This is a genomic window from Xanthomonas arboricola, from assembly GCF_002940665.1.
In the GTDB taxonomy this organism is placed as follows: Bacteria; Pseudomonadota; Gammaproteobacteria; order Xanthomonadales; family Xanthomonadaceae; genus Xanthomonas; species Xanthomonas arboricola_B.
Genome location: NZ_MIGY01000003.1, coordinates 1024606 through 1039213, shown reverse-complemented (window position 1 = coordinate 1039213; position 14608 = coordinate 1024606). Strand labels below are relative to the sequence as shown.

Here is a 14608-nt window from a genome sequence, read left to right as displayed (position 1 = left end):
ACAACCGCATGCCATGCCCGGCGTGACCAGCACATGAAAACGACGCCGCAACGGCCGATTTTTCCTTGCCCGCATCGGGGGGGATTGCTAGGCTAGTGGACTTCGTTTTCTGCCCGCGTATCGACCAGTTGTTTCTGCATTGGCGACGGGGCAAGCGACTCTTTCAGGAACGGCTCCCTCGATGTTCAAGAAACTCCGCGGCATGTTCTCCAACGACCTGTCCATCGACCTGGGCACGGCCAATACGCTGATCTACGTACGCGGGCAGGGCATCGTACTGAACGAACCGTCGGTGGTGGCGGTGCGTCAGGACCGCGCAATCGGCGGTACCCGTTCGGTCGCGGCAGTGGGCGCAGAGGCCAAGCAGATGCTCGGCCGCACCCCGGGCCACATCACCACGATCCGCCCGATGAAGGATGGCGTCATCGCCGACTTCACCTACACCGAGGCAATGCTGAAGCACTTCATCAAGAAGGTGCACAAGTCGCGCTTCCTGCGCCCGAGCCCGCGCGTGCTGGTGTGCGTGCCGGCCGGTTCCACCCAGGTCGAGCGCCGCGCCATCAAGGAATCGGCGGAAGAAGCCGGTGCGCGCGATGTGTATCTGATCGAAGAGCCCATGGCCGCCGCGATCGGTGCCGGCATGCCGGTGACCGAGGCGCGCGGTTCGATGGTCATCGACATCGGCGGCGGCACCACCGAGGTGGCGGTCATCTCGCTCAACGGCATCGTCTACTCGCAGTCGGTGCGTGTGGGCGGCGACCGCTTCGACGAGTCGATCACCAATTACGTGCGTCGCAACCACGGCATGCTGATCGGCGAAGCCACTGCCGAGCGCATCAAGCTGCAGATCGGCTGTGCCTACCCGCAGGACGAGGTGCAGGAGATGGAAATCTCCGGCCGCAATCTTGCCGAAGGCGTGCCCAAGATGATCAAGATCAACTCCAACGAAGTGCTCGAGGCATTGCACGAGCCGCTGTCGGGCATCATCTCCGCGGTCAAGCTGGCGCTGGAGCAGACCCCGCCGGAACTGTGTGCCGACGTGGCCGAGCGCGGCATCGTGCTCACCGGCGGCGGCGCACTGCTGCGCGACCTGGACCGCCTGATCTCCGAAGAAACCGGCCTGCACGTGCAGGTGGCCGACGACCCGCTGACCTGCGTGGCCCGCGGCGGCGGTCGTGCGCTGGAGCTGGTGGACATGCACGGCAACGAGTTCTTCGCGCCGGAGTGATGGGGACGGGAATCGGGAATCGGGATTGGGGAATCGTAAAAACATGCCCTGCCTGCGGCCCGTTGCGGTTACTACGCGGTCCCGCCGATTTGAGTTCCAGAGCAGCCATCAAAACTACTGCACAGCCGCCAGGCGGGCGTGGCCTGTGCTCGGAATCCTCATGCACCCTCCGTACACTCCGGTTCCTGCGCGCCGCCCGCACCCACCTGACCATTGCTCGCTACGTTTTGTTAGTCGCTTCTAGCCTCAGCCGCACCAAGGGCATCACAGCGCGCTCCGATTCCCCATTCCCGATTCCCCAATCCCGGCCCTGACAGTGCCCTCCTACGCCGGTCCTCCCGTCGCCTCCCGTCCGGGCGAAGTCACCTCCACGCTGCGGTTGCTGGTCTATCTGGTGCTGGCGGTCGTGCTGATCGCGCTCGATAGCCGGGGCGGGTGGCTCAGCCAGATGCGCCTGCAGGCCAATCTGCTGATCCAGCCGATCTGGGCGGTGGCCGGGTTGCCGGGGCGGATCGGCTCGCAGGTGCGCGACAACGCCGCCACCCATGCGCAACTGGTGGAAGAAACCCGCTCGCTGCGCAATCAGCTGCTGGTGGCCAACGCGCGCCTGACCCGGCTACAGACCGCTGCGCTGGACAATGCGCAGCTGCGCGAGCTGCTCAATGTCGCCGAGCGCCGCGGCCTGGACGTGCAGCTGGCGCCGATCCTGGATATCGACCTGGACCCGACCCGTCAGCGCCTGCTGCTGGACGCCGGCAGCCGCGATGGCGTGCTGATGGGACAGGCGGTGATCGATGCCGGCGGCCTGATGGGCCAGGTGATCGAAGTGACCCCGCTGCATTCGACCGTGCTGCTGCTGACCGACCCCGACCACGCGGTGCCGGTCAGCGTGGCGCGCAACGGCGTGCGCTTGATCGTTTACGGCCGCGGCGACCGGCTGGAGCTGCGCGACATCCCGCTCAGTGCCGGCGTGCAGGTGGGCGACGAAATCGTCACCTCCGGCCTCGGTGGCCGCTTCCCGGCCGGCTTCCCGGTCGGCAAGGTGTCCGAACTGCATCCGGACGACACCCACGCCTTCCTGGTCGGCGAACTGACCCCGGCCGCCAAGCTCGATCGCGGCCGCGATGTGCTGCTGCTGCGCGCGGGCAAGCCGCTGCGGGTGGTGCCTGGGGCCGGGAATCGGGAATCGGGAGTTGGGAATGGCAACGGCGCCGCGCCGACGCCATCACCGCAAGCCGCAGCAACCGCACCGCCGGAGGGTGGCGCTCCTACCAATTCCCGATTCCCTATTCCCAATTCCCGTCCCCGAAACAACCAGGGCGCAGCCACCGCACCGCCGCAGAGCACCGCGCCTACCGATTCCCCATTCCCGACTCCCAATTCCCGTCCAGCTCCGCAGGAGACGGACCGATGACCCGCATGCGCAACACCTGGATCCTGCCGGCGAGCATCGTCATCGCGCTGGTGCTGGGCCTGCTGCCGCTGCCGGAACTGGTGCAGCCGCTGCGTCCGTACTGGCTGGCGCTGGTGCTGGCGTACTGGGTGATCGAGGAGCCGGACCGGGTCGGGCTGGGCATCGCGTTCGTGGCCGGGGTGCTGGCCGACCTGCTGTATGGCGGGCTGCTCGGCGAGCAGGCGTTGCGGCTGGTGATCATGACCTTCATCCTGCAGCGCTTCCGCGCGCGGATGCGCTTCTTCCCGGTCTCGCAGCAGGCGCTGGCGATCGGCGGGCTGCTGCTCAACGACCGCATCGTCTCCTCGGCCGTGCATCTGGCCGTGGGCGAGCCGACCCTGCCGTGGAGTTACTGGTGGGCGCCGCTGCTGGGCATGGCGCTGTGGCCGCCGCTGTTCGTGTTGCTGGATGCGGTGCGGCTGGGCAAGCGGAGCAAGAAGTAAGCCATGCACGGGCGCCGTCACCCCAAGAACCCGCATGCGGAGGCCGAGCAGTTCCGCCGGCGTGCGGTGCTGGGCTTTGTGATGGTGGTGATCTGCCTGGTCGGCCTGGGCGGCTGGTACTTCAAGCTGCAGGTGCTCGACCACGAGGTCTACGCCACGCGCTCGGAAGCCAACCGCATCAAGCCCAAGCCGGTGGTGCCCGGGCGCGGCATGATCTACGACCGCACCGGTCGGCTGCTGGCCGAGAACGTGCCGGCCTTCCGCCTGGACGTGACCCCGGACAAGGTTGCCGACATGGACGCCATGCTGGCCGCGCTGGGCAAGGTGATCCCGATCGCGCCGGAGGATCTGGAGCGCTTCAATCGCGAGCGGCGCGCGCGTCGCAGCTTTCTGCCGGTCACGCTCAAGCTGCGCATGAGCGATGAGGAAATGGCGCGTTTCGCGGTGGAGCGCTGGCGCTTTCCCGGGGTGGAGCTGGAGCCGTATCTGACCCGGCGCTACCCGTACGGGCCGCTGTTCGCGCACATCATCGGCTACGTCGGCCGCATCGACGAGAAAGACCTGGCGGTGCTGGGCGAGGGCAATGCCGCGCTCACCCACATGGGCAAGTCCGGGCTGGAGCGCTATTACGAACAGGACCTACGCGGCCAGGTCGGTTACGAGCAGGTCGAAACCAACGTGCAGGGGCGGGCGATCCGCACCGTCGGCCGGGTTGCGCCGCAGTCGGGTGCGGACCTGCGGCTGTCGGTGGATGCCGACCTGCAGCGCGCGATGGTTGCCGCGTTCGGCGAGCACGAAGGCGCTGCGATCGCGATGGACCCGCGCACCGGCGAGATCCTGGGCATGGTCAGCCTGCCCAGCTACGACCCCAACCTGTTCGTCAACGGCATCTCGCATACCGATTTCCGCATGCTCAACGACAACCCGTCGCGGCCGCAGTTCAACCGGCTGGTGCTTGGCGGCGTGGCGCCGGGCTCCACGCTCAAGCCGCTGATCGCGCTGGCCGGCCTGGACAGCGGCCTGCGCCGACCGGAAGACCGGGTGCTGTCCACCGGTATGTTCTACCTACCCGGGGTCAGCCGCGGCTGGGGCGACTCGCACCGCGGCGGCCATGGCTGGACCGATCTGCGCAAGTCGATCGCCCAGTCGGTCAATACCTATTACTACCGGCTGGCGGTGGACATGGGCATCGAGCGCTTCGACCGTTACCTGGGCGATTACGGCTTCGGCCAGCCGACCGGGGTGGACCTGCTTGGCGAAATCGGCGGCATCCTGCCGTCGCCGGCCTACAAGTACAAGACCCGCAAGGAACGCTGGTATCCCGGCGACACCGTCAACATCGCCATCGGCCAGGGCGACTGGAAGGTGACCCCGCTGCAACTGGTGCGTGGGGTGTCGGCGATCGCCAGCGGGCTGCTGCTGCGCCCGCATCTGGTGCTGGAGCAGCGCACCGGCTTCGATCATCCCTGGCAGCCGATGATCCAGCCGCCGGGCAAGCCGATCAGCCCCAGCGCGGCGCATCTGCAGGTGGTGCGCGAGGGCATGATGGACACCATGCGCCCCGGCGGCACCGGCTATGCGATCACGCCGGGCGCGCCCTATCAGATGGCCGGCAAGACCGGCACCGCGCAGGTAGTCAGCCGCAAGGGCGTGGCCGCGGTGGACCCGCGCAGCCTGCCGATGCATCTGCGTCACCGTGGCCTGTTCGTCGGCTTTGCGCCGGCCGACAACCCGGTCATTGCAGTGGCGGTGGCGGTGGAGGGCGGTGGTTTCGGTACCAGTTCTGCAGCGCCGATCGCGCGCAAGATCTTCGATGCCTGGTTGCTCGGCAAGCTGCCCGCCGGGCTGGAGCCGCTGGACAGCGAACTCGGCATGACCGCCGTGGGCGTCAACCAGTTCGAAGCCGGCGCCACCGATGCACGCCAGGCCGGCGATGCGGCCGCAGCAACGCTGGACGAGCTGCAGGTGGTGATCGGCCAGGCCGCGGTGGCGCTGGACCCCAACACGCCCGCGCAGCCGGTGGTGCCCGATGTGCCCGATGCGGTCCAGGAGACCGACCATTGAGTGACATCCTGCGCTGGCTGCTGGACATGGTCGCGCGCTTTACGCGTAGCCTGGACTGGATGCTGTGCCTGGCGCTGGGTGCGCTGATGGTGATCGGGCTGTCGGTGCTCAAGAGCGCGGGCGGCGCCGCCAACGGCGATCATCTGGTGATGGCGCAAGCCGTGCGCTTCGTCATCGGCCTGGCCGCGATGTGGGGCATTTCGCGCATGTCGGTGTTGCGCCTGCGTGCGTGGACGCCGTGGGTGTACGGCTTGTCGATGCTGCCGCTGCTGGCGGTGTTCGCCCTGGGCACCGGCAAATACGGCCGCCAGTGGCTGGACCTGAAGCTGTTCTACCTGCAGCCGGCCGAACTGCTCAAGATCAGCCTGCCGATGATGGCGGCCTGGTATCTGCACCGCATGCCGCTGCCGCCGCGCATTCCCATCGTGCTGGTGACCGGCGTGATCATCGGCGTGCCTACCGCCCTGATCATGCTGCAGCCGGATTTCGGCACCGGCGTGCTGATCGCCGCCAGCGGCGTGTTCGTGCTGCTGCTGGCCGGCCTGCCGTGGTGGTGGGTGGCGGTGGGCGTGGGCGGCGTCTCGGCGGCCGCGCCGGTGGCCTGGTTCTGGCTGCTGCGGCCGTACCAGAAGGATCGCATCATGATGTTCCTCAACCCGGAAAACGATGCGCTGGGCGCCGGCTGGAACATCATCCAGTCCAAGATCGCGATCGGTTCCGGCGGCTTGGACGGCAAGGGCTGGGGACTGGGTTCGCAGTCGCATCTGAACTTCATTCCCGAACAGACCACCGACTTTGCGTTCTCGGTGCTCAGCGAAGAGTTCGGCTGGATCGGCGTGGCGACCGTGCTCAGCCTGTACCTGATCGTGATCGCGCGCTGTCTGTGGATCGCCGCGCAGGCACGCGACACCTACTCGCGCCTGGTCGCCGGCGCCACCGGCCTGGCTTTCTTCGTCTACGTGCTGGTCAACGGCGGCATGATTTCCGGCCTGCTGCCGGTGGTGGGCGTGCCGATGCCGCTGATGAGTTACGGCGGTACCTCGGCGGTATCGCTGCTGGCCGGGCTGGGCCTGGTGATGGCGGTCAAGGCGCACCGTCCGGTGCACGGGTACTGAGCCGGCGCGTTCGGCAGCCAACCGCGACATGCACCGGCAAGGACGGCAGCGCGCTGCTCAGGGCCGGCACCGGCAACGCGTTGCTCAGCGGCCCGCCGACGGTTCCCACCGGCGTCACCCGGGTCGTCGATCGGGACGTGACCTGCACGGCCAGGTGCACAACAGCCAGGATTTGATCAAGACGCAGAACGCCAGCACGTTCACCCTCTACAACGTCAATCTGATCAATGCGGCGTACGTTCATGGCCCGGTGCACCAGACAGCCCGCGATCGGCACACGCGCACCACCCCGCACCCCGAACTCCCATTCCCCATTCCCCATTCCCCATTCCCCATTCCCGCGCAGCACCAAACCAATCCCCCATCCCCACTCCCAAATCCCTTGTGGCGCAAAGCGGCAAGCTAAAGCTCTTTCGTTTCATGATCTTATTGCCAGAAGTTCATCTGTTCTCTGTTACCCTCGGCCGATGATTCGACGCATTCTGACCTGCCTGCTCACCCTCGGCCTTGTCGCCTGCGCGACCCAGCCCAGCCCTCCGACCCCGCCGCCGGCCGCCAGCGCGCCCCCGGCCAAGCCGCCGAGCGCCGCGGTCGCGCCCGTCAGTGCCGCCGCCGAAGCGCCCGCGCTGCCGCCGGTGGACCTGACACCGGTGCCGTTCGAGATCGCCCGCGCCAACTTCGTGCGCGACACCGCCGCCAAGTACGGCATCGACGCCGCACGGATCGAAGCGGTGCTGGCGCAGGCGCAATTCAAGGACGCCATTGTCACCGCGATGTCGCGCCCGGCCGAGCGGGTCAAACCGTGGAACGAATACCGCCCGATGTTCATCACCCAGGCGCGGATTGATGGCGGCCGCAAGTTCCTGGCCGAACATCGCGCCGAACTGAGCAGGGTCGAAGCGGCCACCGGCGTGCCGGCGCAGGTGATCGTGGCCATCATCGGGGTGGAGACCAGTTATGGCAGCAATGCCGGCAAGTACCGCGTGCTGGACGCGCTGTACACGCTGGCGTTCCGCTACCCGCGCAGCGGCGACCCGGCCAAGCTCGAACGCGAAGTGCGTCGCGAGCTGTTCTTCCGCGATGAGCTCGGCCAGCTGTTCGCGCTCGGCAAGGAGGAGCAGCTGGATGTCACCACGCTGATCGGCAGCTATGCCGGCGCGATGGGCATGGGCCAGTTCATGCCGTCCAGCTACCGCCAGTTCGCCGTCGACGGCGATGCCGACGGCAAGCGCAACTTGTTCACCGACCACAACGACGTGTTCGCCTCGGTCGCCAACTACTTCGTCAAGAAGGGCGGTTGGGTGCGCGGTGGCCAGGTCGCAGTGCCGGCCACGCTGGCCGTCGGTCACGAGGAATTCAATCCCACCGACTGGTCGCCGGTGTACACGCTGGCCGACCTGTCCGCGCGCGGCTATCACCCTAATGCGCCGGTGGTGGCCGGCAGCACCGCCACGCCGATCACCCTGGACGATGCCAACGGCAAGCAGTACTGGCTGGGCTTCCAGAATTTCTACGCGATCACCCGTTACAACATTTCCAAGATGTACGCGATGGCCGTGTTCCAGCTGTCCGAGGCCATCGCCGGCAAGGAGTTACCCCCGGCATGAACAGCACGACAGGCCCCAAGTGGCTGATCCCGATGGCGCTGATGCTCGGCCTGGCGGCCTGTAGCAGTGCACCGAAGAAAACCGCCGGCACCGGCGGCAGCGGCGCGATCAAGGGCGTCAAGGTCGACGGCAAGGGGCCGGCGTATGTCGCCACCGGTTGCCCCTCGACCTCGCCGTACGCGGCCGCCAAGGAAGATCCGTCCACGCGCGGCGACTACACCGCCGGCGGCCTGTACAAGCCGGGCGTCAAGGACACCACGCCGGACCACGTGCCCAATGTGGCCTGCATCCCCGAACCGCTGGTCACCAACGAGCCGCACTCGGCGGTGGGCAACCGTTCGCCGTATGAGGTACTGGGCAAGCGCTACGTGGTGATGGACAGCCCCGGCGACTATGTCGAACGCGGCACCGCCTCGTATTACGGCAGTAAATTCCACGGCCGGCTGACCTCCAACAAGGAGGTCTATGACATGTACGCCTTCACCGCCGCCCACAAGACCTTGCCGTTGCCCAGCTTCGCCCTGGTGACCAACACCGATACCGGCGACTCGGTGGTGGTGCGCGTCAACGACCGCGGTCCGTTCCACGATGGTCGCGTGATCGATCTGAGCTACGCCGCTGCGGTCAAACTGGGCATCACCGGCAAGGGCACCGGCAACGTCGAAGTACGTGGCCTGACCGAAGCCGACAACGGCAATCTGCTCGCCAAGCGCCGCAGCGGCAGCGTACCGGCCAGCACCGCGGTGGCCGCCGTGCGGCCGGCCGCCAGCGCCAGCCAGATCGATGGGTTGGTGCAGCGTCTGCCCACCCGCACCGTGCCGGCCGCCGCCCCGCGCACAGTGGCTGCCAGCGCCGCCGCGCCAGTGGCCGCCGCGGTGGCAGGCAGTGCGGGAGCCGCGGCGGTTCCCGCGGGTGAGCGTTGGCGCTACCGCGTGGCCGATTCGCGCCAGCCCGGCAATGCCGACAACTTCGATGCCTGGATGAAGTCGCAAGGCGTGCGCGTGGCCACCGGCAAGCCGGCTGCCGCCGCGCCGCGGCCTGCCTCGGCTGCCCCTGTCGCGGTCGCGCCAGCCGCCCCGGTCGCGGTGGCGGCGATCAAGCCCGCCGACAGCGCGCCGGCACGTCCGCTCAGGAGCGAGCCGGCACCGGTCAAGGCGCCGAGCGTGGCCGAGGCGGCACTGGGCGACATCCTGTTGCAGGTGGCCAGTTTCGCCAGCCGCGAAAACGCCAACCGCGCGCTGTCGCAGCTTGCCTCGGCCGGGATCGCCGGTGCCAGCGTCAGCGACATCGTCAGCGGCGGTCGCACCTTGTGGCGGCTGCGCGTCAATGCGCGCGATCACGCCAATGCCTCGGAAATCGCGCAGCGCATCGCCGGCCTGGGCTTCGGGCGGCCGCAGATCGTCGCCAACTAGCCACGATCGATCCGGCAGCCAAGGCGTCGGTGGGTAGCCCAGCGCTCGCTATCGACAGCTAGCGTCGGGCAGCCGCGATCACGATGCGCCCCATGCAGCTTGCTCGATCGCCCATTCCGTCAGCCACGTTCGGCACGCCGCCTGCCGCCATCGCTGAACTGCGCAGGCGCGCACAGCATCGCGCGCGTCGCCCTGATCGCCGTGGCGCCTTACAATTTCGCATCACCCAGCCTTCGGGCCCGTCAGGAGTCGTTCTTCAATGAAATTCCGCTTCGCCGCCGCCGCGGTGGCCACGTTTGCCTTTGGCCTGGTCTGCGCGCAGACCCCTGCGCCGCAGCCGACGCCTGCCGTTGCCGCTGCGCCGGCCGCCGTCCCGGTTCCGCCCGCACCCGCGCCGGCCGTGTCCAAGTCCTGGATCCTGATGGATTACGCCACCGGGCAGGTGCTGGCCGGTGAAAACATCCACCAGCAGCTGGCCCCGGCCAGCATCACCAAGGTGATGACGTCCTATGTGGTCGCTGCCGAAATCAAGAATGGCAAGGTCAAGCGCGACGACCAGGTCATGATGAGCGAGCGCGCCTGGCGCGAGGGTGGTGCCGGCACCGACGGCAGCTACAGCGGCTTTCCGGTCAACCAGACCGCGCGTCTGGAAGACATGGAAAAGGGCATGGCGATCCAGTCCGGCAACGATGCCGCGATCGCGCTGGCCGAGCATGTCGCCGGCAGCGAAGAAGCCTTCGCTTCGCTGATGAACAGCTACGCCGCCAAGATCGGCATGAAGGACTCCTACTTCGTCAACGCGCACGGTCTCAGCGCTGAAGGCCACCACTCCACCGCCTACGACCTGGCCATGCTGGGCCGCGCGATGGTGCGCGATTACCCGGAGACCTATGCCTACAACAAGATCAAGGAATTCCAGGTCGGCAGCATCAAGCAGAACAACCGCAACCTGCTGTTGTGGCGCGACCCGGCGGTGGACGGCATCAAGACCGGCCACACCTCCGAGGCCGGCTACTGCCTGTTGAGCTCGGCCAAGCGCGGCGACCAGCGCCTGGTGGCGGTGGTGATGGGCGATTCGTCCGAGCGCCAGCGTGCCGACGACAGCCTGGCCCTGCTCAACTGGGGCTTCCGCTTCTTCGAAACCCACAGCCTGTACGCGCCCGGCAAGGTCGTGACCAAGCAGAAGGTCTGGAAGGGCCAGCAGGACGAAGTGCAGCTCGGCGTGGCCCAGCCATTGCTGGTCAGCCTGCAGCGCGGCCGCTACAACGACCTCAAGCCCAGTATGGAAGTGGCCAAGAACCTGCAGGCCCCGATCAAGCAGGGCCAGCAGATCGGCACCGTCAAGGTCAGCCTGGACGGCAAGATCATCGCCCAGGCCCCGCTGGTCGCCATCAACGCAGTCGAAGAGGGCGGCTTCTTCAAGCGCCTCTGGGATGCGTTCTGGATGTGGTGGGAATCGGAGTGATACAAAGAAAAAGCCGGCGAAAGCCGGCTTTTTCTTTGCGGGATTGGGGATTGGGGATTGGAGATTCGGGATTGGCAAAGGCGAGAGCAGGAGCGAAGCACCAGCAGCCCGCTCTTGCGAATCCCCAATCCCGACTCCCCAATCCCAGCCCTCAAAGCATCCGACTGATCGTGAAACTGCCATACACCGGGGTTTCGCGCTGGGTGTCGAATTCGCGGGTACGGTGGTAGCGGGCGATGGCAAACTTCCAGCGGCCGTACATCACCGCCAGGCCGTAGCCGACGTCGCCCACGAACGGGCGCTTGTCCACGCTGTGGCTGTTGCGAAAGGTGTTGCCGTCCAGGGTGATGTCGCGCAGTACCCAGCGTGCATCGGTGGTCACGAACAGATGGCCCGACCAGCCGCTGGCACGTCCGAGCCGGCTGGGGGCGGTGTTCTCGCCGGCCGGGCGGGTCGGGGTGCTGCCGAAGTCGTCCGGCAGCTTCCAGCCGAAGCGCACCTCGCCGCCGGCGTTCAGATGCGTGGCCATGTTGCCGACCGCGCCTCCCCAATGCGAAATGAAATCCCAGCCCAAGCCGTCCGCATTGACCGCCGCATCGCCCGGCCAGCGGCGCATGCGCTCGTGCACCAGGTTGATCAGCGGCTCGTTGTGCAGCTGGTTGTCCCAGCCCTGGAATTTCTCATCGCCCAACGCATCGTGGATCGCGTCCTGCGCTTCCTGCGCAAATGCCCACGGGCCGACCACGCCGACCTGCAGCTGCGTGGTGCGCAGATGCGCATCGTTGCGTGCGTTGTAACCGAAGCTCGCCAGCAGGATGCCCGCATACGGACGATCGTCCGGGATCACATCGCGGCGGGTGGGATCGGTGGGAGTGAAAATCGCCTGGCCGATCGAAAACACCATGTTCTGCTGGTCGAACTCGCCCGGATGCAGACGCTCCAGATAGCCGTTGACCCAGCGCGCGGTGCGCGGCAGACAGGGGTCGTCGGTGTAGTCGACCAGATTTGGCGACACCAGCGTCAGCACCGCGCCGTTGGAATAGCCCTGATCCTGATCCTCCCCGCCGAACAGGTCGTTATCCACCCGGAAGTTCACCGCCGGCGGCGTCCGCCGCATTGTGCTGGAGTCGCACTGGTCGGCAGCCAGGGCCGGCATCGACAACCCGGAAAGAGAGAACAGCAGGGCAGCGGACAACGCGCGCGGTCGTAGCATGGATGGCCTGGGAGGGTAAGAGAGGACGATGTTCAGCAAAGGTGCCTGCGGCCGCTGCTGCGCCGCGTGAACGTGTGCAGCAGCGGAACGTATTTTCTGCTGGCGTGTTCGCGTGAAGAGCCATCACCGGCACGTAGCTGTGTTTGGTCCGGGACTGTCATGGCCGATTCTTGCTGACCGGTGCGGGCTGACCGCCCGGCTCCCTGGCCGCGACGCGCTCATCCGTTCGACCGGTGCGGGCTTGGGTTTGTCCGCCATCGTCCCGATAATGGGCGGATGGAAATCAGCACCGACAACCCCGATCACGGCTTCCAGTTTCCCGGTACCTTCGAGCTCAGCGCCATGGGCGCGGCCGAGCGCGGGCTGGAAAGCGAACTTCCGCGCCTGCTCGCCGCCACCGGTGTGGAGCTGGTGGAGGAAAGCATCAGTTGGAAGCATTCGTCCAGCGGCAAGTATGTTTCGGTCAAGATCGGCTTCCGCGCCGAGAGCCGCGCGCAGTTCGACGCTGCGCATCAGGCGCTGCGCGATCATCCGGAAGTGAAGTGGACGCTGTAGCGGTCCAGGCGATGGCGAGTCCTGTTCCCGGCCTGCCGACGCCGTTGCGCGACCTCGGTCGACAGCAGTACGCGCCGGTGTGGCGCGCAATGCAGCGTTTCACCGATGCGCGTGATGAGGTCACGGCCGACGAAGTGTGGGTGGTCGAACATGCGCCGGTGTTTACGCTGGGTCAGGCCGGCAAGCCCGAGCATGTGCTCGCGCCGGGCGAGATTCCGGTACTGCAGGTCGATCGCGGCGGCCAGGTCACCTATCACGGCCCCGGCCAGCTGGTGGTCTATCCGCTGCTGGACCTGCGCCGGCTCGGGATCGGTGTGCGCGATTACGTGTGCAGGATCGAGCAGGCGCTGATCGATACCCTGGACGAGTGGAACATCGTCGCCGAGCGCCGCGAGGGCGCGCCCGGCGTGTACGTGGGCGGGGCCAAGATCGCCGCGCTGGGAATCCGGGTGCGGCGCGGCTGCACCTTCCACGGCCTGTCGTTCAACGTGGCGATGGACCTGGAGCCGTTCCACCGCATCAACCCCTGTGGCTACCAGGGCCTGCAGGTGACCTCGGTGCTAGACTTGGGCGGCCCCTCCGGGATGGACGCCGTCAAGGCGGTGCTGCTCGATCAGCTGGCGCGCCAGTTCGGTCTCGTGTTGCAGCCTGTCTCCGCGTTGCCCGACCTTTCGCTTCCGGCCTGAGCGCCCGTTATTGCCATGACCCAGCCTATCGCCCGTTCCATCCCCTTGCAGGTCGTCTCCGGCGACGCCGCCGCGTCTGCGCCGCTGCAGACTGGCGTCAAGCAGATCGGTGGCGACAAGATCAATCGTTCGCCGGTGCAGTTCGTCGATGCGCCGGTCCTGCGCAAGCCGTCGTGGATCCGCGTGCGGATTCCGTCCGGCAATGCGGTGCAGAACCTCAAGGCCAAGCTGCGCGAAAACCGCCTGGTCACGGTCTGCGAGGAAGCCAGCTGCCCGAACATCCACGAGTGCTTCAGTCACGGCACCGCGACCTTCATGATCCTGGGCGAGGTCTGCACGCGGCGCTGCTCGTTCTGCGATGTGGCGCACGGCCGGCCCAAGCCGCCGGATGCAAACGAGCCGGCCAGCCTGGCCACCACCGTAGCCGACATGGGCCTGAAGTACGTAGTGGTGACCAGCGTGGATCGTGACGACCTGCGCGATGGCGGTGCCCAGCATTTCGTCGACTGCATTTCGGCCATCCGGGTCAGTTCACCCAAGACCCGCATCGAGATCCTGACCCCGGACTTCCGCGGCAAGGGCCGCATGGACCGCGCGCTGGAGATCCTGGCGCTCAGCCCGCCGGACGTGTTCAACCACAACATCGAAACCGTGCCGGACCTGTACCCGAACGTGCGTCCGGGTGCCGACTACCAGTGGTCGCTGACCTTGCTGCAGCGTTTCAAGGCGCAGCATCCGTCCATCGCCACCAAGTCCGGCATCATGCTCGGCCTGGGCGAGACGATGGAGCAGGTGCAGGCCACCTTGCGCGATCTGCGTGCGCACGATGTCGACATGATCACCATCGGCCAGTACCTGCAGCCGACGCCGCACCACCACCCGGTGATGCGCTACTGGACGCCGGAGGAATACAAGGCGCTGGAGGACTACGGCAATGCGCTGGGGTTCAGCCATGTCGCCTCCGGACCGATGGTGCGCTCGTCGTATCACGCCGATCGCCAGGCCGCCGGCGCCGGCGTCGCTGCTTAAGGCAGCCGATGGCCCCTGCGGCCACGCCCAGGCGGGCGCGGCCGCCAGTTCGGTCGGATGCATCGCCTGGCGCTGCAGTTGCCTGCGTGCCGAGCGCAGTCCATCGCGAAGCTGCGCGCGGCCACACGCGCGCTGGTCCACCAAGTTCGATGTAGCGCGACCCATGCCACTCCGCATATCGCGGGGTCGTGTCGTATCCGGCCGTCGCTCTGGGCTTGCAGGGTACGGTCGCGTTCACAATCCGCTACAGGCCCGGCGCTAGGCTGATTCAGCCAGCCGTGACAACGCCAGCAACTTTCGGCACTGTCATGCTGTCTGATCCATTCACCGCCTTTCTT

12 protein-coding genes, 1 other RNA gene and 1 pseudogene are annotated in these 14608 nt (G+C 67.1%); 13 read left to right on the top strand and 1 reads right to left on the bottom strand.

The window, feature by feature from the left end:
• Nucleotides 1-181: 181 nt before the first annotated feature.
• The 10 genes and pseudogenes from XarjCFBP7645_RS18250 to XarjCFBP7645_RS18205 all read left to right on the top strand — a co-directional run bounded on the left by XarjCFBP7645_RS18250 (nucleotide 182) and on the right by XarjCFBP7645_RS18205 (nucleotide 10787).
• Nucleotides 182-1228, top strand: a complete 1047-nt coding sequence (locus XarjCFBP7645_RS18250; protein WP_006452025.1) for a rod shape-determining protein — start codon at nucleotides 182-184, stop codon at nucleotides 1226-1228.
• A gap of 160 nt (nucleotides 1229-1388) precedes the next feature.
• A non-coding RNA gene (locus tag XarjCFBP7645_RS18245) (sX9 sRNA) lies at nucleotides 1389-1464 on the top strand.
• Between the two features lie 80 nt (nucleotides 1465-1544).
• The gene (gene mreC / locus XarjCFBP7645_RS18240) at nucleotides 1545-2642 is read left to right on the top strand and encodes a rod shape-determining protein MreC (protein ID WP_104538590.1); all 1098 of its coding nucleotides are present in this window, start codon (nucleotides 1545-1547) and stop codon (nucleotides 2640-2642) included.
• Nucleotides 2639-3124, top strand: a complete 486-nt coding sequence (gene mreD, locus XarjCFBP7645_RS18235) for a rod shape-determining protein MreD (RefSeq protein WP_104538589.1) — start codon at nucleotides 2639-2641, stop codon at nucleotides 3122-3124. The genes mreC and mreD overlap by 4 nt, the downstream gene beginning before the upstream one ends.
• A gap of 3 nt (nucleotides 3125-3127) precedes the next feature.
• Nucleotides 3128-5188 carry a penicillin-binding protein 2 gene (gene mrdA / locus XarjCFBP7645_RS18230; protein ID WP_104538588.1) on the top strand — a complete coding sequence of 687 codons (2061 nt, stop codon included), beginning with the start codon at nucleotides 3128-3130 and terminating at the stop codon, nucleotides 5186-5188.
• Complete coding sequence (gene rodA / locus XarjCFBP7645_RS18225) at nucleotides 5185-6303, top strand: rod shape-determining protein RodA (RefSeq protein WP_104538587.1); 1119 nt, start codon at nucleotides 5185-5187, stop codon at nucleotides 6301-6303. Before mrdA ends, rodA begins: the two co-directional genes overlap by 4 nt.
• Nucleotides 6300-6547: pseudogene (locus XarjCFBP7645_RS21995) on the top strand (hypothetical protein); the annotation flags it as partial. The gene rodA and the pseudogene XarjCFBP7645_RS21995, both read left to right, overlap by 4 nt.
• A 223-nt stretch (nucleotides 6548-6770) precedes the next feature.
• Nucleotides 6771-7910 (top strand): lytic murein transglycosylase B, encoded by a 1140-nt coding sequence (gene mltB, locus XarjCFBP7645_RS18215; RefSeq protein ID WP_104538586.1) that lies wholly within the window; start codon nucleotides 6771-6773, stop codon nucleotides 7908-7910.
• Nucleotides 7907-9322 carry a septal ring lytic transglycosylase RlpA family protein gene (locus tag XarjCFBP7645_RS18210; RefSeq protein ID WP_104538585.1) on the top strand — a complete coding sequence of 472 codons (1416 nt, stop codon included), beginning with the start codon at nucleotides 7907-7909 and terminating at the stop codon, nucleotides 9320-9322. Before mltB ends, XarjCFBP7645_RS18210 begins: the two co-directional genes overlap by 4 nt.
• 259 nt (nucleotides 9323-9581) lie before the next feature.
• Nucleotides 9582-10787, top strand: a complete 1206-nt coding sequence (locus XarjCFBP7645_RS18205) for a D-alanyl-D-alanine carboxypeptidase family protein (RefSeq protein WP_016900824.1) — start codon at nucleotides 9582-9584, stop codon at nucleotides 10785-10787.
• A 151-nt stretch (nucleotides 10788-10938) separates the two neighbouring features.
• On the opposite strand, the gene XarjCFBP7645_RS18200 is transcribed toward XarjCFBP7645_RS18205, so the two are convergent.
• Nucleotides 10939-12000 carry a lipid A deacylase LpxR family protein gene (locus XarjCFBP7645_RS18200; RefSeq protein WP_053054247.1) on the bottom strand — a complete coding sequence of 354 codons (1062 nt, stop codon included), beginning with the start codon at nucleotides 11998-12000 and terminating at the stop codon, nucleotides 10939-10941.
• 276 nt (nucleotides 12001-12276) lie between these two features.
• On the opposite strand from XarjCFBP7645_RS18200, the gene XarjCFBP7645_RS18195 reads away from it, so the two are divergent.
• From XarjCFBP7645_RS18195 to lipA, 3 genes are read left to right on the top strand one after another with little or no spacing between them, the layout of a single operon-like run.
• Complete coding sequence (locus tag XarjCFBP7645_RS18195; protein WP_053054248.1) at nucleotides 12277-12555, top strand: YbeD family protein; 279 nt, start codon at nucleotides 12277-12279, stop codon at nucleotides 12553-12555.
• An 11-nt stretch (nucleotides 12556-12566) separates the two neighbouring features.
• Nucleotides 12567-13241, top strand: coding sequence for a lipoyl(octanoyl) transferase LipB (lipB, locus tag XarjCFBP7645_RS18190; RefSeq protein WP_429001472.1), 675 nt, complete (start codon nucleotides 12567-12569; stop codon nucleotides 13239-13241).
• Between the two features lie 15 nt (nucleotides 13242-13256).
• Nucleotides 13257-14270: a lipoyl synthase gene (gene lipA, locus XarjCFBP7645_RS18185; RefSeq protein ID WP_053054250.1), complete on the top strand. Its 1014-nt coding sequence runs from the start codon at nucleotides 13257-13259 to the stop codon at nucleotides 14268-14270.
• Nucleotides 14271-14608 lie beyond the last annotated feature (338 nt).

Bases quoted from the DNA above. Each gene is read 5' to 3' on its own strand.
- XarjCFBP7645_RS18250 (WP_006452025.1), top strand. From the start codon at position 182: ATGTTCAAGAAACTCCGCGGCATGTTCTCCAACGACCTGTCCATCGAC.
- mreD (WP_104538589.1), top strand. From the start codon at position 2,639: ATGACCCGCATGCGCAACACCTGGATCCTGCCGGCGAGCATCGTCATC.
- mrdA (WP_104538588.1), top strand. From the start codon at position 3,128: ATGCACGGGCGCCGTCACCCCAAGAACCCGCATGCGGAGGCCGAGCAG.
- mltB (WP_104538586.1), top strand. From the start codon at position 6,771: ATGATTCGACGCATTCTGACCTGCCTGCTCACCCTCGGCCTTGTCGCC.
- XarjCFBP7645_RS18210 (WP_104538585.1), top strand. From the start codon at position 7,907: ATGAACAGCACGACAGGCCCCAAGTGGCTGATCCCGATGGCGCTGATG.
- XarjCFBP7645_RS18205 (WP_016900824.1), top strand. From the start codon at position 9,582: ATGAAATTCCGCTTCGCCGCCGCCGCGGTGGCCACGTTTGCCTTTGGC.
- XarjCFBP7645_RS18200 (WP_053054247.1), bottom strand. From the start codon at position 12,000: ATGCTACGACCGCGCGCGTTGTCCGCTGCCCTGCTGTTCTCTCTTTCC.
- XarjCFBP7645_RS18195 (WP_053054248.1), top strand. From the start codon at position 12,277: ATGGAAATCAGCACCGACAACCCCGATCACGGCTTCCAGTTTCCCGGT.
- lipB (WP_429001472.1), top strand. From the start codon at position 12,567: ATGGCGAGTCCTGTTCCCGGCCTGCCGACGCCGTTGCGCGACCTCGGT.
- lipA (WP_053054250.1), top strand. From the start codon at position 13,257: ATGACCCAGCCTATCGCCCGTTCCATCCCCTTGCAGGTCGTCTCCGGC.